This is a genomic window from Pseudomonas sp. NPDC088368 (assembly GCF_044753445.1).
Classification (GTDB): domain Bacteria; phylum Pseudomonadota; class Gammaproteobacteria; order Pseudomonadales; family Pseudomonadaceae; genus Aquipseudomonas; species Aquipseudomonas bambusae.
Map to the genome: position 1 here is coordinate 27,758 of NZ_JBIVNG010000010.1, position 21,088 is coordinate 48,845.

Genomic DNA, 21,088 nt, shown 5'->3' on the forward strand with positions numbered 1-21,088 from the left:
ATCAGTAAGTAAACGCCGTACTGCCGATCCCTTCAGCTTTTCCGGGTTATGCGCAGCAGCAATAACTTCAAGTCTGTCATCTTTGGTGAGAATTCCAATCAGTTCTCCCCTGATTTGCCCAGTTGCATCGGTTACGGCACTCTCCGTTTACTGGTAGTCACATCAATTTCCTGACTGAGTAAATGAAAGCCCATAAGGATGCAGTATCACGCTTTACACCGTTACAACGATCTTGCCGAACTGTCCGTTATTCTCCAGGTAGCTGTGAACATCTACCATCTCGTCGAAGCGGAAGGTGCGGTCGATGACCGGTTTCAGGGCACCGGCTTCCAGGCCCTTTACAACGTATTCGACCGCTCCCTTACGGCGAGCTTCATCGCCACTTGTCAGCCAGATGTTGTGACCCTTCACGACCGGCATTTTTGCGATCATATCTAGTACCGGAAGGTGGGCAGGACCCTCTGCGAGGGCGCCATAGAGATAAATGATGCCTTGAAAACCGATAATCGAGACCAGCTTTGGAAAGTTGGAACCGCCAATAGGATCGAAGACGACCCGAGCACCTTTTCCATCCGTAATTCGCATGATTTCTGCCACCAGATCCGTCTCCTCGGTGGCGATCACATGTGCTGCCCCAGCGTCGAGCAATTGCTTTTTCTTGGCCGGTGTTCGGGTCAGTGCAATGGGGGTAGCGCCCTGATAGGCGGCGACTTGAATGGCGGCAAGCCCCACACTGCTGGAAGCAGCCGAAATGACGACGAAGTCGCCTTTCCCGACTTTCGCGTCTTCAACCAGTGCTCCGTAGGCGGTGATAAACATCATCCAGACCGATGCTGCCTCTTCATAAGACAACGATGTCGGGTGTTTCACTACTGCATAGGCAGGCAATGTGACGACTTCGCCATAGGTGAAATACTGATTCATAGAAAACGACGGTATAACGCTGACCGAATCACCAACAGCAACGTCTGTGACATTCTGACCGATTGCGTCCACCACGCCGGCAGCCTCATAACCAAGCCCGGCTGGGAAGGCAACCGGCTCAATGTATATATCAGTGCGCCACATCGACTCGGCGCGGTTGATACCAATCGCCTTGACCTTGATACGAACCTCATCTGGGCCAGGTGCAGGCACATCTACTTCGACAAATTGAAGGACTTCTGGTCCGCCTGCTTTAGCAAATTTGATCACGCGAGACATAAGTGTTTCCTCGAAAGAATAGGTGCACGGACTGTGCAGCTCGGCTAACTAAAACGTCGTCCGAACGGGAGTTGCATCGGCGGGAAATCTGGTGGTGCCTGCTCACCACCCGCAGGCAGTTTGCAGTCGATGAAAAAAGCGGCACCTGTTTGACGTCTACCGGTGGCCGACACGGTGAGAACAATCTATCTGTTGCTCTTGGCCCCGATAACTTGGGCACCAGGAATAGGGATCATTCCAAAGAGGGATAACTGACATAAGGGGTGTGGGTCATTTGCCACGCTTCGGCCGTAGTCTCCTCGAAGCCGCCGCGCCTTTGGAGCCTGGTGATGGCTGATGTCGGGCTCCGCGTCCCGTAACGTTGATCAAATGCCTCGTCAAACCTCGCCGTGAAGCGATCAGCCAACTCCACAGGTATAGAGGAAGCATAAGCCGAGCCGCTAGTCCGCGACCTTCCCGCAGCAGGTCGTTCGGCTAACCCTGGCTACCAGATTTTGCATCGACAGTATCGCCCCACGAGACTGCGCCTCCGGGGGCCAAAAAAACGTGCCAACGAAGATTTAAAGGCAGGAAATCTTTACCTGAGATAGTCAAATCGAGCTTAACGGCAAGTTTCTTTATCTTGAAGGATCGCGTCACCCACCTCAGCACCAAGCATGGCTCGCTAAAGAATTCTCCATTGCTTGGCGCTGAGATCGGCTAGCAATCCACCAGACAGCCGATTATGGAAGATCCGTAGCCAGATCTTGTCTCAGGTCCCGTTGATCGATGCGACCGCTAACCCAGGTAAGGCCAAGCGCGCACAGGACCACAAGCCCACCAATCCAAGGAGTACTCATTAGGCCCAAGTGATCCACAGCCGCACCTCCTGTCCATGCACCACCTGCTACGCCAAGGTTGAAGGCCGCAATGTTCATCCCAGAGGCCACACCCACCGAATGGGGGGCGAATCGTTCGGCTTGTTTCACGACGTAAACCTGAAGAGCAGGAACGTTACCGAAGGCAACTGCTCCCCATGCCAAGACAACCGCGATGACCAATGCTTTGTTTGTTGCTGTGAACTCCAACAGAAAAAGAACGCCTGCAAGAAGGGCGAAAATCAATTTGAGCGCGACAATTGGCCCATGTAAATCCGCGAGCTTCCCCCCAAGCATATTCCCGACTGCCACTGAGGCTCCATAAAGTAACAGCACCAGTCCGACCACGGACGGACTGAATCCTGCGGTTTCCTGAAGAATTGCCGCAAGATAAGTGAACGCCACCAATGATCCTCCGTAGCCCACTATCGTCATCGCGAAAACTAGCAAAAGTCGAGGTTGCAGAAACAATTCTGCCTGTTGTCGCAGGGAGGCAGCGGGAGGGTTGGCAATGTGGCGCGGCACGAACACCAGGGCGCTTATAAGCGCGATTAGGCCAAACGCAGCTACCATCAGGAACGTTACACGCCACCCAAAGTGCTGACCGACAAAAGTCCCCAACGGGACACCCGTGACAAACGCCACGGTAAGCCCGCTGAACATCGTTGCGATGGCGCTAGCTTCTTTGTCCTTGGCAACCATGTTTGTCGCGATAATAGAGCCAACCGAGAAAAACACACCGTGCGCAAGACCACTGAATATGCGCGCGATAACCAGAGTGTCATATCCAGGGGCACACCAAGCGGCGAGATTCGCCAGCGTAAAAAGGACCATGAGAGAGACCAGCAAAGTCTTGCGTCCGACGTTGCCTGTAATGGCGGTCAACAGCGGGGCACCTACGGCCACCCCTAATGCATAAAAGCTCACCAGCAGTCCGGCTGAGGGGAGTGTTACTGACAGGTCATTTGCGATGGTCGGCATCAAACCGACAATCACGAACTCTGTCGTCCCAATTGCAAACGCGCCAATCGTCAGCGCTAACAGGGCTAAGGTCATGATGGATTCTTCCGAAAATGAGGGATTTATATCTCGACGTCAGGCTGCCGCCCTGCGACCGGGTTTGAAGGCGTGACCAGACGATTGCCAAGCGACGACCAAACTCAGTAGCAGCAGCGCGAGCAGCACCCACGCCATCGCACCTACACCTGTTGTATCGAGGAGAATCCCGCCGACAAAACCTCCGCCAGCGATCGCGCCGTTCCACACGGTCACAATCATTGACTGGGCCGTATCGGCACCTTTACCAGCGGCGTCCGCCGATGCCGTTTGAAGCAGCGTGGCCGCCCCGCCAAATGTGAGGCCCCAGAAAGTCACTGCGATGTAGATGACTGCCGGTACCGCGCCGCTTACGGCAAGAGCGACTGAGGCGAGGGAAAATGCAGCGAGACTTGCCAGAACAAGCGCTCGAAGCCACCGGTCGATGAGCAACCCTGTAATCCAGATCCCTACGATGGCAAAGAGGCCGAATATCAACAGGACCAAGTCAACACGCTCGGACATGCGAGCTGCGACTAGAAATGGAGCGATGTAGGTATAGAGAATGTTGTGGGCGAGCATCCAGGTAAAAATCACGAACAACACCGGTCGAATGCCGGGGGTGACAAAAACTGCACTGATACTTGGAGTGTCTCCCTTCGGTTGGCCCAATAACCGGGGAGCTTTCCAGAGTGCCCATACGACGAGGATTACAGTGAGCGCCGACATGACCCCAAAGGCAGCACGCCACTCCAGCAGATCTCCGAGCCACGTCCCAGCGGGCACTCCGAGGGCAAGCGCAACAGGGGGCCCGACAAGAGCGATCGCCATAGCCTTACCTTGCATATGAGTGGGAGCGGTACGCCGTGCATAGCCTGGCACCAAACCCCACGTCACCCCCGCAGCAACTCCCGCCATGAAACGGGCAATCATGGTGAGCCAGAACCATGGCGATATCGCAGTGATCGTGTTGAAAACCAGAAAGCCAATGATCGCGCTGAGCAAAACAGTGCGCCGAGGCCAGCTGCGCGTAAATCGGGTGAGCGGAATCGCGGCTGTAACCGATCCCAATGCGTATAGCGTGACTAACTGTCCCGCCCAGGATTCAGGTACGCCAAGGCCGATACTGATTTGTGGCAGCAAACCCGCAGGCAACGTTTCCGTCACGATCGCGATGAAGCCGGTCATGGCCAGCGCAAGCAGACCAGATAGGGGCAGTTTTACTTTGGGCACGCTTAACGTGCCTTTTGCAAACGATGTTGAAGACTGTGTCGACATGTTCGACTCCTCGAAAGTGTATAGGCGCCATGCGAGGTGCATTCGCCAATTCGAGGGCGAATGTATCGGGGGCAAACAGGCCTAAATAGGAGCAAAACCGCATAGGGTTCATTCCAGAAAACCATAGGTTCTCAAAACACCTGCGGCGGACAAAGGCGCTGGCTTCATAGGGTAGTTTTCTGGATGCCTCCGGCGTCAACCATTAGCGACAGCTCAATCCTGCGAGATTTGGAATGAGCCTTATCCCTTTTGCATACCTTCAGACGACGTGGCCTAGTCGGTAGAGTCCTGCACCAGTTATCGGAGCCGCTTTGGCGGTGCACAGGACTCCTGCAGTCGTCAGCTAACCATGGTGAAAAACATGTCTAATCTTTTTAAGCCAGTGAAAGTCGGCCCGTATGAAATGTCCCACCGCGTGGTAATGGCCCCCCTAACACGCATGCGCGCGGAATCTGGCGCGGTCCCAGGTGACCTGATGGTCGAATATTATTCGCAACGCGCTTCTGAAGGCGGACTGATCATTTCCGAAGCTACTATCGTTTCTGAAAATGGGAGCGGTTACCTGGGATCGCCAGGACTGTACGACGATAGTCAAATCCAAGGCTGGAGGCGCGTCACGGATGCCGTTCATGAAAAAAAGGGGCGCATCTTCCTTCAGCTTTACCATGCAGGGCGCCAGTCAAACAGCGAGCTTCAGCCTGGCGGCGCGGCTCCAATTGCCCCGTCGGCAATCGAACATGGCGGCGTTGCCTATACCAATGAAGGCTGGGTTCCTAATACGCCGAGCCGTGTCGTAACGGTAGCCGAGATAAAAGATCTGGTAGAGAGCTTTCGCGCCGCCTCGGAGCGCGCACTGGCCGCTGGCTTTGACGGAATTGAACTCCACGCTGCGAACGGCTACCTGTTCGACCAGTTTTTGCAAAATGGCAGCAATCACCGCACCGATGAATACGGTGGGTCAATTGAAAACCGCTTCCGCTTCCTTAAAGAAGCCACCGAGGCTGTTATCTCAGTTGTCGGCAGCGACAAAGTAGCGGTTCGCCTTGCACCCAGTGGCACGTTCGGAGACATGTCGGATACCAGCCCTGAGGAGCTCTTCATCTTCGTGACCCGAGAGCTCTCCAAGCTCAGCCTGGCCTATTTGCACCTGATTGAACCTCGAGTCGTAGGAAATGCAGATGACCCATCAAAAGATCAGAATGCTGTCGCTGCCAAACTTTTACGTCAGCATTATAAGGGTCTGATTATTGCGGCCGGGGGCTTCGAATCTGATACGGCCGAAGCAATCCTCAAGCAGGGAGACGCGGATCTTGTGGCCTTTGGACGACATTTCGTGTCGAACCCTGACCTGCCAGTGCGCCTGCGTAATAATTGGGCGTTGAATGAGTATGTCCGCGATACGTTTTTCGGTGGTGATGAGCAGGGCTACATAGACTATCCGACGTACGAGCGTTCTCAGTCCCCCGCCTGACACAGCAAAAAAGATCTGCGGTTCGGTGTTCCGTCGTCGTCAACCGACGGCAGACATGGTTCCTGAACCGTAGTTTATTCGACGCAGCCCACTATAAGTGGGCCGTCTCTCCCATCCTTCACCGTCAAGCTCCCGCCGATAGGCATCAGATCGAGCCTAGCAGTGGCAATGAAGCCCTCTTTCTAGCGCGTTTCAGCGATGCCGATACCGAGCATGTCCATTCATGCTTCCTGGGAATGGGCCTCATTCCATCCCGACTATTTAATTTGTTTCAGGAGGTAAATATTGTCGGGTAAGAAGCTCTTTCAAAAGCTAAGCCGCTTCCGAAAAAACCAAAGGAACGCATCATGGATAAGCTATTTACCGCGATAAATGTAGGAAATTACTCGCTCGCTCACAGGATCGTGCTCGCGCCGATGACTCGGCTGCGCACCATACAACCGGACGATATTCCGAGCCCGATGATGGCGGATTTCTACGGGCAGCGGGCTTCGGATGGCGGCCTAGTGATTATTGAAGGTACAAGCATCTCAATAACGGCGAGGTCTTATCTCGGTGCGGCGAGCTTCTTCCATGATGGCCAAGTTGAAGGTTGGAAGGCGATAGCGGATGCCGTCCACGCAAAGGGCGGCCGAGTTTTTATGCAGCTCATCCATGGTGGTAGGCAGAGTCATGTCGAGATGACCGGCGGCGTTGCTCCGGTAGCTCCATCCGTCGTGCCATTCGGTGGGGTTGCACTCACTAAAGATGGTTTCGTGCCAGCGTCCCCTCATCGAGCGTTGGAGCTCGACGAAATCCCTGGGATTGTCGAAGACTTTCGCATAGCTGCCCAACTTGCACTCGATGCCGGCTATGACGGCGTTGAGTTACATGGCGCCAATGGATATCTCGTTGATCAATTCATCCAGGACGGCACCAACAAACGTACGGACGCGTACGGCGGATCAGTGGATAAGCGGGTCCGGTTTCTTCGGGAGTCGGTGGAGGCGTTGATTTCGGTCTGGGGAAAAGACCGCGTAGGGGTAAGGATCTCTCCCTCCGGCGAGTGGGGCGGTATCTCCGACAGCAATCCTGAGGCGACATTCAGCCATGTCGCCAAGGTATTAAATGACTATCAGATTGCGTATCTACACGTCATCGAACCTCGAGTGAAAGGTGACGACACCCTGCATGATGGTCATCCGCCCGTCGCCTGCAGTTACCTGCGCCCGCACTTCAAGCGCCCCATCATCGCCGCAGGTGGATTTAATGGAGACGGAGCCGTCGCAATCGTAAACTCTGGAGACGCCGACATGGTCGCATTCGGCAGACATTTCACCTCGAACCCTGACCTACCGTATCGGCTCAAACACAAGCTTCCGCTTACACCGTATGTTCGGGCGGGCTTCTGGGGGGGCGATGAAACGCACTACAGCAACTTCCCGACTTACGATGCCGAGTCGAAGCGTTAAGGGCAACTGCGCTGCCGGGTGCTTTTGACGAAAGCGACGTACTGTCGTAAGCGATATAGAGACCTGTGTTGCTTTACGTTCGGCGCGAAAGCGCCGCACGGATTTGAGGCTGCTTGGCGAGCCCTTCGAGCCGCGATAGAAACAGCTTCAAAAGAGGCGACACGTTATTGCGGCTGTAGCCAATCATCAGCTCTAAAGTAGGCTGATTGCCACGTAGCGGCCGGCTGGTAACTGACCAGGGTAGGAAGTTTTTTGCGTACGCGGGCAACAGTGCCATTCCTCGAGTGGACGCGATCAATGACATCGCCATCGTTAGGTTGTGAATGCGATGGCTGGGCTCAAGGGCCACGCCGGATTCTTCCAGATACGTCTCGATTGCAACGCGCATGGGGTAGGCAATATTGGAGGCGCCAATGAAGACTTCGCCAGCCAGGTCATGCACATCAATGTCTTCATTCGTCGCAAGCCGGTGATCGCTGGGCATGACCACAACGAAGGGCTCGCTGGTCACCGGAATATATATCAGCTCGGGCGTATTTCGCTCCTCGCGCAAGAAAGCGATGTCCAGTTTTCCGCGGATAAGCGCTTCCGCTAGTTCGGGTGAGTACTGGCTTGAAATGGTCATCTCCATATTGGGCAATTGGTCTCGCAGCAACCGCGTGGTTTCGGGCAACCAGTCCACTTCCTGGCCGGTTAAAAAACCGACGGCAAATGTCGGTTTCGCTGGCTTGGCCGCCCTGTTTGCGGCGTCTACACCTGTTTCCACATGCTCCAGTGCCAGCCGGGCGTGTTTCAAAAATGCGGTGCCAGCCTCAGTCAACTCAACACCCTTGGCGCTGCGCAATATCAAGTCGACGCCGATCTCGTCTTCAAGGTCCTTCAGCTGTCGACTCAGCGACGGCTGCGACGTGAAGAGTCGACGTTGCGCAGCCAAAGTGATGCTGCCTTCTTCTGCGACGGCGATGAAATAACGCAAATGACGTAGCTCCACCTCCGACCCTCCATTGATCATGCTTTTAAGGTATGGGGCCAAGCTTACAAAGTCTTTTTCGGCGCCGCAAACACAGCCTAAATTCGCCTCAACAAGCTTCTGAAAACAACCTCTTTAAACGATTGCGAGGCTGCACATGCATACCCATCAAACCGCACCAACGCAGTATGTCTATGCGAACGGTATCAAGTTCGCGTACCGCAGATTCGGTAAAGCTCAAGGCTTGCCACTTATTTTGAACATGCACTTCACCGGCACAATGGACCACTGGGATCCTCTGGTCACCGACGGGTTGGCACGGGAGCGCGAAGTCATACTTTTCAACAATGCGGGGATCTCCAGCACCTCAGGCGAAGTGCCCACCTCGATTGAGGAAATGGCGGCCAACGCAGCGCACTTCATTAAGGCGCTGGAGCTGGAACAGGTAGACGTGCTGGGCTTCTCGCTGGGGGGGCTGGTCGCACAAACGCTGGCGATTGATCAGCCAGCTCTGGTCCGCAAATTGATCCTGCTCGGTACTGGCCCTAAAGGCGGCGAAGGCATGGCTTCACTCACTCCAGAAGCTGCGCAGATTTTCTCCGCGACCTATGAGAATCCGGATGACGTTTGGCTCGGCGCATTCTTTTCCCCTTCTGCGCAAAGCCAGGCGGCGGGTAACGCGTTCCTGAGACGCTTTCGTCTTCGCTGCGGAGGAAGAGACCCAGAGGTCAACGAAACCGTTGCGCCTGCTCAGTTGGCTGCATTGGCTAAGTGGGGAGAACAACGCGAAAACCCATTTGATTACCTGGCCGCGCTTAAGCAACCCACCTTGGTCATCAACGGCGACAACGACGTGATCATCTACTCAATCAACTCCTGGCATCTTCAGCAAAACATCCCCAATGCACAGCTGATCCTGTATCCGGATGCGAACCACGGCTCCCAGTACCAATACCCAGAACGCTTCGTTGGCCATGTGTCCGCATTCCTGAACGAACAGTGAGTGATCTCGCGTTTTGCAATTTACCCAACCACTCAGAGGTAACATCATGAATGCTTTAGGTGGAAAAACCGCTTTGGTGACGGGGGCCTCTCGTGGAATCGGTCGCGCCAGCGCCCTGGCGCTCGCCAAAGGTGGTGCGCAGGTATTGGTGCACTACAGCACCGGCGCACACGAGGCAAAGGAAGTGGTCAAGGAGATTCTTAGCCTCGGCGGTCGCGCGCAAGCAATTTCCGCCGATTTGTCCAAAGCCGACGGTGCACACGTTCTGTCGCAGCGGGTAATCGACATCGTGGGCGCTCGACTCGATATCCTCGTCGCTAACGCAGGTATCTCCAAGGCAGCTTCAATCGAAGACACCACTGTTGAAGACTTCGATCGGTTGTTTGCGGTCAACGTACGGGCGCCTTTTTTCCTCGTCCAGCAGTTGCTTCCGGTACTTCGAGAAGGCAGCAGCATCGTGCTTCTCTCTTCCCTTGCTGCAAGAGCGGCAGTGGGCTCGTTGCCCGCCTATGCGTCCACCAAGGGGGCGATTGACACACTCGTCACCCATTTTGCTGCTGCCCTGGGCCCACGCGGCATCAGAGTAAACGCTGTAGCTCCAGGTGTTGTAGACACCGACATGTCCAACTTCACACGAACTGACGCCGGGCGTGAAATCGCACTCGGCATGCAGGCGATCAAGCGTGTAGCTCAGCCAACCGACATTGGCGACGTCGTAGCCTTTTTGGCATCGGATGACGCTCGATGGATCACCGGCGATACCGTAAAGGTTGACGGTGGCTCAAAGCTTTAAAACTCGTACTTACCACGATTACAGGCGTTTCGGCGCCAGTTTTGGAGTTATCAATGACTAACGTGTCTGCACTGTTCTTACCGTTGAAACTGGGAGCAATACGGCTTGCCCATCGGGTAGTTCATGCTCCTACGACTCGGTTACGTTCCGACGCTGACGACAGCCCCAGCGCGATGATGGTTGAGTACTACAGACAGCGTGCATCTGAGGGTGGATTGCTTATCACCGAAAGCGCACACCCTTCGATCGACAGTCGTGGTTATCTCGGAGCGCCAGGTATATACACCTCAGCGCATGTCAGTGCGTGGCGCAAGATCACTGAAGCTGTGCATGCCAAAGGTGGGAAAATTGTCATGCAAATTGCTCATGACGGCCGCCAGTCTCATATAGACCTCAGCGAAGGTAGATCCCCTGTAGCTCCCTCAGTGGTGCCATTCGAAACTCATGTATTAACGTCTAACGGCTGGGTGCCGAACTCCCCTCATCGCGCGCTCCAGATTGAGGAGATACCTCTTTTGGTGGAGTCGTTTCGCCTTGCTGCGCAGCGGGCGCTCGATGCGGGATTTGATGGCGTAGAACTTCATAATGCTAACGGTTATCTCGCAGACACCTTCCTGCAGGATGGAACTAACAAACGCAATGATGCCTACGGGGGCACAGTAGAAAAACGTGCTCGCTTCACCCTTGAGGTGCTTGAGGCGATGATCTCGGCCTGGGGCCCTGGCCGCGTAGGAATTCGCGTTTCGCCTAGTGGTGAGTGGGGCAGCATTTCAGACAGCAATCCTGAGGCGACCTTCGGCTACCTAGCCGGGCGTCTTAACGAGCTCGAATTGGCGTATCTGCATGTCATTGAACCGCGCATCAAGGGTACCGATGAAAATCCGAATGTCTCCCAGCAACCGGTTGCCGCGGCGACTCTGAGAAAGATCTTTCGCGGGCCAATCATCGCCGCAGGTGGTTTTGATCGGGAAGGCGCCAGTGCCATGGTACGCAGTGGCGATGCAGACGCAATCGCCTTTGGCCGCTTCTTCACATCCAACCCTGATCTGCCCGAGCGGCTACGTCACGGTGTCCCTTTGACGGCTTATAAGCGCGAAGCGTTTTGGGGCGGCGACGAAACTGACTACATCGACTTCCCCCTCTCCGAGCAACTGCAACCCGCATGATCTTTCCCCTCGGTTTTTGGTTTACGAGGGCGACCAAGCAATCTCGCCATCCTCAGGAGGCAGTCATGACGTCCACTTTGTATCACGCTACTGGTTCACCCAACTCTCGCCGCGTTCGCATGTTTATCGCCGAAAAAGGCCTGCAGGTGCCGATGGTGCCGGTGGACCTGGGTAACAAGGAACAATTCTCCGACGCTTACAAGGCCATCAACCCACGCAGCATGGTGCCGACCCTGGTGCTCACCGACGGTACCTCGGTTGCCGAAGTGCCTGCCATTTGGCGCTACCTAGAAGAGGCTTACCCTGAGCAGCCGCTGCTGGGCCGCACTGCGACTGAGAAGGCGTTGGTTGCCATGTGGGAGCGGCGCGCCGAGCTCGATGGTTTTGCTGCCGTGATGGAAGCGGTGCGCAACGCCGTACCGGGGCTGGCCGGGCGAGCGCTGGCGGGGCCGCATTTCTATGAGCAGATCCCTGAACTGGCCGAGCGCAGTCGCTTGCGCTTGGTCAACTTCTACGCGGACCTTAACCAACGCCTGCTGACCACGCCGTTCGTGGCCGGAGAGCATTTCAGCGTTGCCGACATCACCGCTCTGGTCACCCTGGATTTTGGCAAAGCTGCCTTGAAAATGGCGATCGGCGAAGACCAGACGGCCTTGCAAGCTTGGTACGAGAACGTCGCCGCACGGCCAAGTGCGTTGGCCTAATTCTTCTTGGCAGGGAGGATTGGCTGGATGCTGAGACGTCCAGCATTTTCTCAAACATTCATTTGGCAACCGATCTCAGGAGCAACCATGCCTGTTATCCGAATCGATATTCTGGAAGGCCACAGCGACGATTACGTCCATCAATTGCTAGAGGGCGTTCATGTCGCCATGGTCGACGCGTTCGAAGTACCGGTGCGCGATCGCTATCAAGTTCTTTCCGAGCACAAGCCTGGTCGACTGGTCATGGAAGACACAGGGCTGAATATTCCCCGGACTGCCAAGCAAACCCTGATCAGCATTTCCAGTCGTGGACGCACCGAGTCGGCCAAGGTGAAGTTTTACCGACGGGTTTGCGAGGAACTGCTCGCGCGCTGCAGCATCGAGCCCAGCGATGTGATGGTTTCTATCACACAAATACGGATGCGGACTGGAGCTTCGGCTGGAGACGGGCTCAGTTTCTGACGGGTGAATTGTAGGCATCTACGCGAGAATCGCGGGAACAAGAGTCAACACCTCGGGAGAAACATGATGAGCAGTTAATTGAGCAAAGGTAATGACACGCCGGTTGCACTGATAACGTGAGTGCTGACGGTCATCGGCTGAGCGACGCGTTTGGACAGGCTGAATACCGTTTGATGATCTCGGAGCGTCGTTACGAGGCAGGACAGGCCCCGAACGCGGACTTGGAAGCACCAAGCGTTTAGGCGGTGTTTTAGCGGGCCGATGGTGGTCATGAAACGATCTCGTACGCCCTTATCGACGTGACCGTCTCGACATTTGCCCGACTTGATGCAGCAGTAACAACGCTGGCCTAGACGGCGCCTTGGCGTGCTCTTTCCAAGTCACTTCTACGGATTATGAACAGGTCTCTGCGGCCGACGTACTCGGAACGCTGCTATCAATGAAACACGAAATGTGCGTGAAGCCTCATACTTGACTTCGAGGCTTTTCCGCCTTCATTGAGTGGCAGCTATCGACCCTAAGCGGACGGCCGTGTAGGCAATCTGAAAGTGTTTCCTGCTACGCTGTTCCCTCTCTCATGTGTGGACCTTCGCCCGAGCTTTATCGCTAACGAAGATGCCGCATCACCAGGTGCATTCCCAAGCCGATGGAGTGCTTCGCGCGCTGAGGTGAAGTTGTCGCTGGTGGCAATTTTTGCTGCGCAAAGAAGAAATATTAGATCAATCACGGCTGCGAGGGCAGCCATCATCCTCGGACCGTAAAAAGCTTCGTTACCGTATTCCGATGTGTGATCACCTCCGCAACGAAGCTATATCTCGAATCACACCGAGAATTTCAGTGCGCCCAATTACGAAGCGGTTCTGACGATTCAAATTCGTTTTCCTAACGCCGATAACGCAGAATCAGCCTGAGAGAAAAACGAATGAATCGCAGAAAATACCCTCCAGCTCGCAACACCGTGAATAAACAAACTCCCAGCCCCGAAGTGAAAAAACCGTTCAGATGGATACCCGGACTCCTTCCAACGATTCTCGCCCTCGTAGGTGTGTGGATCCCGTACAAAGCGCAGCAAATCAGCATCAGCCAAGCCTGCATTGCGCGGGTGGACAGTGAGGAATCACGTGTAACAGAGAAAACGGGAGCTCTAACGGCCGCGCTAGGCGTCTTTGTCAGCAAGACTATCAATCCCGCTGTCAGTGCAGACGCCTATTATTCTGCCGCAGAAAAGGCACTCTACGCCGCGCGCGAATTGACCGTTTATGCCCCTGAGCCATACCGGGACAAGGTCATGGACGCGTTCTGGGGAGTAGAGGATTTGATGCAGATCAGCGCGCATCTAAAACCAAGGGAGTTCGAGCGGCTTGCGATTAATCGCTTTAATTTATTAAATATTGGCTATGACGCATATAGGAGTTCAAAGGATGAAGAGCGTCGACTATGCACCCAAGACGATCCGCCGCCATTCGTGAACGAAATGTTGATGCGATACTTGACGTTCATCAACAGCTGACCGGGAAAAAAGTGCGCAAGGCATCTGGCTGTTGTAGGTGCTTCGCGCATGGGAACATTTGACAGAACGGGGCTCAGAGCTAATTTGCAGATGTCGACCAAACAGCCAAACCACCAAAAGACACACTGGAATCGACATAGCGTAACGCTGATTTCATGTCCTTCCACCCGACGTACCCCATAAGTGCCTTGATATCCCACCTATTCCCAGACGCCCAGGTCGCAAACCCTCGCCGCATGGAGCGGTGGCTGTACATATCTTCAGGAAGCCCTGGTTCAATCGTTCTACAACCAAGTCGAGACCTTGCGTCAAGGAGAGGCAAAAACCGCTGGCGTGGCTGAGCATCTCAACCGACAGATCTCCGCGCTGCGGGGGACTGCATCCGCTCCAAGGCTGACGGAGATCGCTGTCGCGGTCACCGATGCTGTTCTCAAGCTGCTCAACACCTTTCAACTGGAGCGGTTGCGTACGTCAAGGTTTGAGGTGACCGGCATTTGAAGGTCCGCTTTTGGCCGATAGCTGCCGCGTGTGATCCTAGTATTATCAGAGTTCGAGATCTGGAGAAGCTATCGACCAGCCAGGCGACGATCACCTCTGAAAAGTCATAGGGCAGGGAGGTCAATTGCAGCACAACCCTCTGAAAAATCGTATTATGGCAACGTTACCCTAAGCTTGCTCCGCGAGTTCATCGCGGACCTTCATTACAGTGGTCGTCGAGCACATAGCGTGTCTGGCCACCGCTCGGATCCCAAGACCTGAACTCAGTAGCTCACGCACGCGTCTACGCAGCTCGACGTCAACCGGTCGGCCCTTGTAAACACCTGCGCCTTTTGCCTTAGCGATCCCCTGAGCCTGGCGCAGCCTTCGCTGCTGGTAATCCTTTCTGGCAATTGCCGCCATCATATCGATCATCATGTAGTTGATCGCGGCCACCATCCGATCAGTGAATTCGTCACCCGACTGGGCGGTGATGCCTTGATGACTCGTGGGCAGGTCCACCGAGACGATCCGGATACCTCTGCTATCGATCGCTGACTTCAACGATCGCCAGGCTTGATCATCCATCCGTGACAGCCGATCGATGCTCTCAACAAGCAGCACGTCGCCGCGCCGCGAATCCTTTAGCAATCGGATCAGTTCTGGTCGATCAGCATGAGTGCCGCTGGCATTTTCCATGTAGCTGGCCGCGATGACCTTTCCATGCCCCGAGACGAACTCTTCGAGGTAATCGCGAGCGCGCCCTGCATCCTGGTCTTCTGTCGAGGCTCGAAGGTACGCACGTATGAACATCATCACCTCTGTATCATTTTGGGTGTAGTTATTGCATTGTAACAGATTGGGTGTGCGTTAAGTCCTTTCATCTCTTTCATGATCATCTAACGAAACATATCACTTATGGTGCACCCTAGAAATACATCCACAGAGCTGATAAGTGGTGACAGATTTATCTTAGGACATTATGCAATGTTGTGATTTATAAATTACAATGCTGCTATGATCGAGATCAAACAGACAGCGGCCTTCATGACTGGGAAAGTTGTCTCAAAGACAAGAAGGCGAAGGCCGCTATTTCCGCTCGGATCTTTCGACCGGCCAACGGGCTTGCTGGAGATGTGTCCCCAGTCGGGCAGGGCATTAGTGAGCTGCGAATCCACTACGGCCCTGGTTATCGCGTGTATTTCCACCAACGCGGATCAGAGATTGTCATTTTGTTGTGTGGTGGGGATAAAGGAAGCCCGGTCAAGGACATTGAGACAGCGAGAAGATTAGCCACCGAGTGGAGGGCACAATGACCGAACCCATTTACGACTACGATCCTGCACAGGCGTTAGACGGCCCAGAAGCCATTGCGGTGTTTATTGCAGATGCTCTGGACACAGGAGACGCAGCCTACATTGCCAAGGCTATGGGTGTGGTTGCACGAGCCAAGGGGATGGCAGAGCTGGCCAAGGAAACCGGCCTGGCCCGCGAGCAGCTATACAAGTCGTTCAGTGACCGTGGGAACCCCACGTTGAAGACCATGCTTATCGTGATGCGGGCCTTGGGAGTGGATTTGACCGCCCGACCGCATGAGCAAGTAACAGAAGCTCATTTGTGATGTGGACCGAACCTGGTCGATATCGAAGCCCTAGGGCGACCTGAGCGGCCTACGGGGAAGATAAATGACGGAATCGGTTCAACCCATCGATAGTGTATGGGACGCCTTAGAAGGCTCACCTGCCGAGGCGGAAAACATGCGCATTCGGTCCTGCCTGATGATGGCCATTCGGGAGTTTATTTCGAGTCGAAACCTAACACAGTCGCAAGCCGCTCGACTGTTCAAGGTCACTCAACCCCGAATCTCCGAGTTACAACGTGGAAAGATCAACCTGTTCAGCATCGATCGACTTATCCTGATGTTGGTCCAGGCGGGATGGCGGGTAGACGTCACAGTCAGCAGCACATCGAATATGGTTACAAGTGGTGCCAATAATCGTTAGATTGCCGTTTTCATTGAGACATTGATCATGGCAATCGATTCGCATGTTGCAGAGCTGGCCAACCATATCCGGCAAATGCTTGATCACGTTCAGGTACCGTACGGTCATGGGATCTGCCGCAAAAAGAGGCGCACGACAGCTCCACGTTACCCAGCCGCGTCTGAGTGAGCTGCTGAACGGGAAGATTGATAAGTTCACCCTTGATGCTCTGGTGAACCTGCTGGCCTGCGCGAATTTAGAAGTCGATAATCGCCAAAGAAAAAGCCGCCTGATCAGGGCGGTCGAATCAGGTAAAAGGCTGGCCTTGGAGTCGGCCCTTTCTGCTTAAAGACTATCCAGGTTTCGGAAGTCCTAGTAGCTAATTTGAGCGGCTAAGGGAGCGTAGTAATCTATATGGGTTTTGGTAATGTGATATCGGGATACCTGTATGTGTCAATGATTTTCATACAGATCGTCAGCGTAGTTGGTTGGGGCTTGTTGGTTGTGATTGTTGCTAACTCGCGGTCCAATAGATTCCGGTTACCACTAGATAATTGGACTGTACGGACTTTTGAAGTGCTGTCACAGCCGATTTTGATGTGCTTCGTGTTCTTCTGCTTTGCTCGATCATTAATGTGGATATGTGGAATTGCGCCTTGGGACATTCAAGCATATTTTGTAGCTTTCTTGTTTGGGCTCGGTGTTGCATTCTGGCTTAGGTCTCAGGGGCTGTTTATTCCGTTAGGGTATGGAGTTAAGCTCACAATCGACAAAGCTCCTGACCTGGGTGTGGAAACGTCGGAATATGTGTTTAGCTTTCATGTAGGTGAGAATATGCTTAAGCACCGACAGGAGGTGACTCAGATTGTGGCGAGGAACTTGTTGAGGCTCAGCGATATGGATCAACCATACGATGTGGTTTTTAAAAGCTGGGTGCTTGGTACTCATAACGCAAAGTTGGACGTGGCAAAGAGATTCCGGCGGTGCCTTCTTTTAGTCGTGCTATGCCTATGTATTTTTTTAACGGGTATTTGTTTAGCTGGTGCAATGTGGAAATATACGCTTTATTATCAGCACGATTTTTATCTGGTTGAAGTTGGTGCAATAACCGGGCTTGCCTCATTTGTGGTGCCCGCGAGTGTCATCCTATGGTGCTACTCAGTTTCGTTCATAGTGTCACCTGAGATTTTTAAGAAGGTTGCGCCGGGTTTTCACAACGGGTTATCAGTGGCTCTGTTGAAAAAGCTCAGTAAGGCAACTGTGCTCTATGATGTTGAGTTGTTACCGCTGCGTCCTCTATCTACAGTATATCTTGGCGCCTTGAGTGTGGGTAGTCGTAAAGCGTTTGAGTCTTGCGACGGAAATGAAGGAGGGTTCGTTCTAAAACGTAAATAAACCTGGGGGACGGCTGGCAATCGGGTAAACGCTCCATTCTAAAGCGTTTGCCTGCAAGCCTTCCCCTTTGCGTAGCGTTTCCTTTTGTCGCCGAAAGCCCCTTTCGGGTAAGGCACTTACCCTTGTTACCCATTCCATTCCCCCTTCAAGCCTTTTGCCTGAGCCATTTACCTTTTCTGGGTCCCCGTGACGATGCCCGTTTCAAATGTAATGGAGGTGGTATATACTTTGATATGTATCAAGGCCCTTTGAGGTGATTCACATGAGCCAGACCGCCAAGGTGTTTGTCACCGGCCGTAGCCAGGCCGTTCGACTACCAGCTTCATTCCGGTTCGACACTGACGAAGTGTTTATTCGTCGGGATCCCTCGACCGGCGACGTGATTTTGTCGCGCAAGCCCGATTCCTGGAGTGACTTTTTTAGCCTGCTCTCAGATGTGCATGTACCAGAGGATTTCCTCTCAGATGCCGAACGACACCGTTCACTTGGGGCTGAGAGAGACCCACTAGACGGGATCGATGAATGAGCCAGTACATGCTCGATACAAATACGGTTAGCCAGCTGCTACGAGGTCACCCTGCGGTGGTGGCCAAAGTGCAAAGCGTCCCTATGTCTGCTCTGTGCATTTCAGTCATCACAGAGGGTGAGCTTAGGTATGGGCTGGCAAAACGTCCTGAAGCAGTCAAATTGAAAGCGTTGGTTGAAGAGTTTCTCAAGCGTGTCGACGTGCTGGAATGGGATCGCGACGCTGCAAGTATGTATGGGATAATTCGGGCTGAGGCAGAGGAGGGCGGTAAAACCCCGGGTTCACTAGATTTATTGATCGCTGCTCAGGGTATGAGTAGTGGTGCAGTGATAGTAACTAGCGATCAAGCTTTTACTTATATCAAGAATATTAAGCTGGATGATTGGATGAGCTGATCGGCGCATTTTATACAACCGCAGTCTGGCGAAATTTCAAAAGTTTTACCGCCGAGGTCTTGAAAGTTTCATCTGTCAGGTCTATAACTGATATCAGAACGACATCTTTCCAGATGCATGGAGAAGTACCCATGGTCACTCAAGCCGGTAACCGCGATAGCTTTGCAATGCGCTTGGGGCAATCCCTGGGCCGTGGCGTGGGTCGGATTCTGCGCGTAGAGCGATCTGCCTGGGGCTCATTATATCGTGCAGGTGTGCCAAGCGCCTTGGTATTCCTCATGAAGTGGCTGACCCGTGCCTTAGTGATCGGCGGCGGAGCTTACTATGCTGCGCTGGGCCTTCTGTATGCTCTGTCGGTAGCGGTCTTTGTTGCGATCATCGTAGGGCTGCTGGCTAATCCGGACTTTGAACGCGCTGCGAGAGGCTCTCAGCTCGTGCATTCCAGTAACGATGAACGTAAGGCGTTTGTGGCAGAACTTCGCGATGGCTTGGACGGTTACGGGACTTATATTGGCAGTCAGCGCATTGATTAAACGGGTATCTACCTTTTGAGATACCCATTTTGAAAATCAAAGTTTCCCTTTTGTAATTGAAAGTAAGTTCCCCGTACCTTTGCCTCCGGCCTCCTGTGCGGTGCTCGTCCCGGCTGTTAGCCCGCTTACCAGTAACCCGAATTTCATACCTGACCACCCCAAGGCAACTACCCAAAAACTTGGCAGGGCAATGAACATAGTGCCTATCACAAAATCAAGCAATAGATCTCCTTGCGTATTACTTGCGCCAAATACTAAATCTAAATTGTTATGCGGAACGTTACTGCCGATTCCGTTCCCATACAGTGCGTCCAAAATGGTGCTGTCTACCCAGCGAGCCAGTTGGAACCAAAAGTCGACAAATATCAGAGCGAACTGAGCGAATGTGATAGTCATCACTACCTTCAAATCGAAGGTGCCGATCGTAATCACGAACGGGATGCAGATAATTAAGGCCATCTTTAGAAATGCCATGGCCATGGGTGCTGCTTGGCGGACGCTGTCCATTGCGGGGTACATTGCTAAGGAGCCGAACGCTTGGCCAACGGACGCCGCGATACGGGTCACATCGTTTGCGACTGAGCCTCCTACTTGACCGCCGTAATCCGAATAGACAGCTCCCTGAGTCAGCATCTGCTTTTTCGGTGACACAAGGTCTCTGATCACCGCATCGTCGACCTCATCCTGGGACACAAACTTTGCCCACTGAGCGATCTTGGTCAGCAGGTCGGGTGATACCTGTTGCAGCAGTCTGGGCCGCAAACCAACGCCTGAGTCAGACCACCACTGTGTACAGGTTGGGTAGCCGCCATCTCCGGTTGTCTGAGCCAGGCCTGCGTCCCGGGTGGAGTCGTAAGGCCACGTCTCCCGGGGCGTATGAGAGCGAAAACCCGATTGTCCATCGCTGTAGTAGCCAGACGTCTGGAGAAAGAAATGCGAGCCTATCCAGTTCACGTCGTTGAGTTGGTCATTGGTCAAAGCTGGTTGAGTCATGAATAGCTTTGCCCGGGCGCGGCCGTAGCAGTCATTCGTGAAGTCAGCGACTTCTTGGGCGAGCAAAGGGTTATTGATCCGGGTGCTGTTGACGTCCATACGAACTTGTTGCAGATCCACTCCGCAGGGTATGGATGCAACAGATGCGGCGGTCATTGCTTTGGAAAGTCCGTGAACCACCAGCCACCACACGGGTACCGTTGCGCTCCGGCCGTTCAGAGTGCTGAATGAGGTATTCCATCCAGTGTCCGTTGGAGCTGGCAGCGAATACTGGCATTGCTCTGAACGCGTTCTGTCGAATGTGATCGTGTCGAAGCTGACCGTGGCCAGGGGCATACACGCTAGCATGATGACAAAAATTGCGGTGTAGAACCGGTTCTCGACACGAGCAAGTGCCAGGACACCTTTGTTGCCTTCGTCTGCACCTTCCCCTCGCGCTTTGAGCCATTCCTGTACAACCATGGCAGCGAAAGGCGCTGCGAACAGCCCTGAGCTCGAGATGATGTCCCAGATACCACTGTTAATCAGCCAGCCCACTAGCGTCAGGTAGTATTCGAGATAATCGTTGGTGTGCAGGGTCATGATGACACCTCACCTGTAAGCAAGCCTGCGTGATTGATTTCGAACAAGCAGACGAGTAACGCCAAGAGCAGTTCACAGCGAATCAATTGACCCGCCCCGCTGCGAGCGCTAATGCGCCGGCGGACGCGCAGCCACAACCCTGCCAACACGGCGTAAACGGTGATTCGCCAGCCGAGCAGATAGATGTAATGCGACGCTTGCCAGACTTTGAAATGTTCAAAATCACCGAAAAGTTGGTCAATCAGCAGCGTCAGCCCCGCCGCGACTGTGAGTGTCCCGAAGAACATCAAGGTCAACGACCA

General features: G+C 53.9%; 21 protein-coding genes and 2 pseudogenes. 16 read left to right on the top strand and 7 right to left on the bottom strand.

Annotation, left to right across the window (positions count from 1 at the left end; genetic code table 11):
* Positions 1 to 213: 213 nt before the first annotated feature.
* The 3 genes from ACIQAL_RS21875 to ACIQAL_RS21885 form a co-directional block, all read right to left on the bottom strand.
* Positions 214 to 1,203, bottom strand: coding sequence for a zinc-dependent alcohol dehydrogenase family protein (locus ACIQAL_RS21875; protein WP_401149404.1), 990 nt, complete (start codon positions 1,201 to 1,203; stop codon positions 214 to 216).
* Between the two features lie 722 nt (positions 1,204 to 1,925).
* Entirely contained in the window at positions 1,926 to 3,116 is a 1,191-nt protein-coding gene (locus tag ACIQAL_RS21880; RefSeq protein ID WP_401149407.1) for an MFS transporter, read from the bottom strand.
* A 39-nt stretch (positions 3,117 to 3,155) separates the two neighbouring features.
* A complete protein-coding gene (locus ACIQAL_RS21885; RefSeq protein ID WP_401149410.1) occupies positions 3,156 to 4,373 on the bottom strand; it encodes an MFS transporter in 1,218 nt (405 codons plus the stop codon).
* 361 nt (positions 4,374 to 4,734) lie between these two features.
* On the opposite strand from ACIQAL_RS21885, the gene ACIQAL_RS21890 reads away from it, so the two are divergent.
* A complete protein-coding gene (locus ACIQAL_RS21890) occupies positions 4,735 to 5,844 on the top strand; it encodes an alkene reductase (RefSeq protein WP_401149413.1) in 1,110 nt (369 codons plus the stop codon).
* A 347-nt stretch (positions 5,845 to 6,191) separates the two neighbouring features.
* Entirely contained in the window at positions 6,192 to 7,295 is a 1,104-nt protein-coding gene (locus tag ACIQAL_RS21895; protein ID WP_401149415.1) for an alkene reductase, read from the top strand.
* 73 nt (positions 7,296 to 7,368) lie between these two features.
* On the opposite strand, the gene ACIQAL_RS21900 is transcribed toward ACIQAL_RS21895, so the two are convergent.
* On the bottom strand, positions 7,369 to 8,271 hold the full coding sequence (locus ACIQAL_RS21900) for a LysR family transcriptional regulator (RefSeq protein ID WP_401149418.1): 903 nt from the start codon (positions 8,269 to 8,271) through the stop codon (positions 7,369 to 7,371).
* A gap of 151 nt (positions 8,272 to 8,422) precedes the next feature.
* Here ACIQAL_RS21900 and ACIQAL_RS21905 point away from each other — a divergent pair, with 151 nt between their 5' ends.
* The 6 genes from ACIQAL_RS21905 to ACIQAL_RS21930 all read left to right on the top strand — a co-directional run bounded on the left by ACIQAL_RS21905 (position 8,423) and on the right by ACIQAL_RS21930 (position 13,903).
* Positions 8,423 to 9,268, top strand: coding sequence for an alpha/beta fold hydrolase (locus tag ACIQAL_RS21905; RefSeq protein ID WP_401149420.1), 846 nt, complete (start codon positions 8,423 to 8,425; stop codon positions 9,266 to 9,268).
* Between the two features lie 46 nt (positions 9,269 to 9,314).
* Positions 9,315 to 10,061 carry an SDR family NAD(P)-dependent oxidoreductase gene (locus ACIQAL_RS21910; RefSeq protein ID WP_401149422.1) on the top strand — a complete coding sequence of 249 codons (747 nt, stop codon included), beginning with the start codon at positions 9,315 to 9,317 and terminating at the stop codon, positions 10,059 to 10,061.
* Between the two features lie 53 nt (positions 10,062 to 10,114).
* The gene (locus ACIQAL_RS21915; protein ID WP_401149425.1) at positions 10,115 to 11,227 is read left to right on the top strand and encodes an alkene reductase; all 1,113 of its coding nucleotides are present in this window, start codon (positions 10,115 to 10,117) and stop codon (positions 11,225 to 11,227) included.
* A gap of 65 nt (positions 11,228 to 11,292) precedes the next feature.
* Positions 11,293 to 11,931, top strand: coding sequence for a glutathione S-transferase (locus ACIQAL_RS21920; RefSeq protein WP_401149428.1), 639 nt, complete (start codon positions 11,293 to 11,295; stop codon positions 11,929 to 11,931).
* A gap of 87 nt (positions 11,932 to 12,018) precedes the next feature.
* On the top strand, positions 12,019 to 12,393 hold the full coding sequence (locus ACIQAL_RS21925; RefSeq protein WP_401149430.1) for a tautomerase family protein: 375 nt from the start codon (positions 12,019 to 12,021) through the stop codon (positions 12,391 to 12,393).
* A gap of 922 nt (positions 12,394 to 13,315) precedes the next feature.
* Positions 13,316 to 13,903, top strand: a complete 588-nt coding sequence (locus tag ACIQAL_RS21930; protein ID WP_401149433.1) for a hypothetical protein — start codon at positions 13,316 to 13,318, stop codon at positions 13,901 to 13,903.
* Between the two features lie 666 nt (positions 13,904 to 14,569).
* On the opposite strand, the gene ACIQAL_RS21935 is transcribed toward ACIQAL_RS21930, so the two are convergent.
* Positions 14,570 to 15,193, bottom strand: a complete 624-nt coding sequence (locus ACIQAL_RS21935; protein WP_401149805.1) for a recombinase family protein — start codon at positions 15,191 to 15,193, stop codon at positions 14,570 to 14,572.
* A 204-nt stretch (positions 15,194 to 15,397) separates the two neighbouring features.
* On the opposite strand from ACIQAL_RS21935, the pseudogene ACIQAL_RS21940 reads away from it, so the two are divergent.
* The 8 genes and pseudogenes from ACIQAL_RS21940 to ACIQAL_RS21975 all read left to right on the top strand — a co-directional run bounded on the left by ACIQAL_RS21940 (position 15,398) and on the right by ACIQAL_RS21975 (position 19,211).
* Positions 15,398 to 15,696: pseudogene (locus ACIQAL_RS21940) on the top strand (type II toxin-antitoxin system RelE/ParE family toxin).
* Positions 15,693 to 16,001, top strand: coding sequence for an addiction module antidote protein (locus tag ACIQAL_RS21945; protein ID WP_401149435.1), 309 nt, complete (start codon positions 15,693 to 15,695; stop codon positions 15,999 to 16,001). Before ACIQAL_RS21940 ends, ACIQAL_RS21945 begins: the two are co-directional and overlap by 4 nt.
* A 64-nt stretch (positions 16,002 to 16,065) precedes the next feature.
* Positions 16,066 to 16,383 (top strand): helix-turn-helix domain-containing protein, encoded by a 318-nt coding sequence (locus ACIQAL_RS21950; RefSeq protein WP_401149438.1) that lies wholly within the window; start codon positions 16,066 to 16,068, stop codon positions 16,381 to 16,383.
* Between the two features lie 95 nt (positions 16,384 to 16,478).
* A pseudogene (locus ACIQAL_RS21955) lies at positions 16,479 to 16,711 on the top strand (helix-turn-helix domain-containing protein); the annotation flags it as partial.
* Positions 16,712 to 16,812: 101 nt separating this feature from the next.
* Positions 16,813 to 17,757 carry a hypothetical protein gene (locus ACIQAL_RS21960; RefSeq protein ID WP_401149441.1) on the top strand — a complete coding sequence of 315 codons (945 nt, stop codon included), beginning with the start codon at positions 16,813 to 16,815 and terminating at the stop codon, positions 17,755 to 17,757.
* 262 nt (positions 17,758 to 18,019) lie between these two features.
* Positions 18,020 to 18,283, top strand: a complete 264-nt coding sequence (locus tag ACIQAL_RS21965; protein WP_401149443.1) for an antitoxin — start codon at positions 18,020 to 18,022, stop codon at positions 18,281 to 18,283.
* Positions 18,280 to 18,678 (top strand): type II toxin-antitoxin system VapC family toxin, encoded by a 399-nt coding sequence (locus ACIQAL_RS21970; protein WP_401149446.1) that lies wholly within the window; start codon positions 18,280 to 18,282, stop codon positions 18,676 to 18,678. Before ACIQAL_RS21965 ends, ACIQAL_RS21970 begins: the two co-directional genes overlap by 4 nt.
* Positions 18,666 to 19,211, top strand: coding sequence for a DUF3742 family protein (locus ACIQAL_RS21975; RefSeq protein WP_401149449.1), 546 nt, complete (start codon positions 18,666 to 18,668; stop codon positions 19,209 to 19,211). Before ACIQAL_RS21970 ends, ACIQAL_RS21975 begins: the two co-directional genes overlap by 13 nt.
* Before the next feature lie 36 nt (positions 19,212 to 19,247).
* Here ACIQAL_RS21975 and ACIQAL_RS21980 read toward each other — a convergent pair whose 3' ends face one another.
* Positions 19,248 to 20,786: a conjugal transfer protein TraG N-terminal domain-containing protein gene (locus tag ACIQAL_RS21980; RefSeq protein WP_401149452.1), complete on the bottom strand. Its 1,539-nt coding sequence runs from the start codon at positions 20,784 to 20,786 to the stop codon at positions 19,248 to 19,250.
* The gene (locus ACIQAL_RS21985; RefSeq protein WP_401149454.1) at positions 20,783 to 21,082 is read right to left on the bottom strand and encodes a hypothetical protein; all 300 of its coding nucleotides are present in this window, start codon (positions 21,080 to 21,082) and stop codon (positions 20,783 to 20,785) included. The genes ACIQAL_RS21980 and ACIQAL_RS21985 overlap by 4 nt, the downstream gene beginning before the upstream one ends.
* Between the last annotated feature and the right edge of the window lie 6 nt (positions 21,083 to 21,088).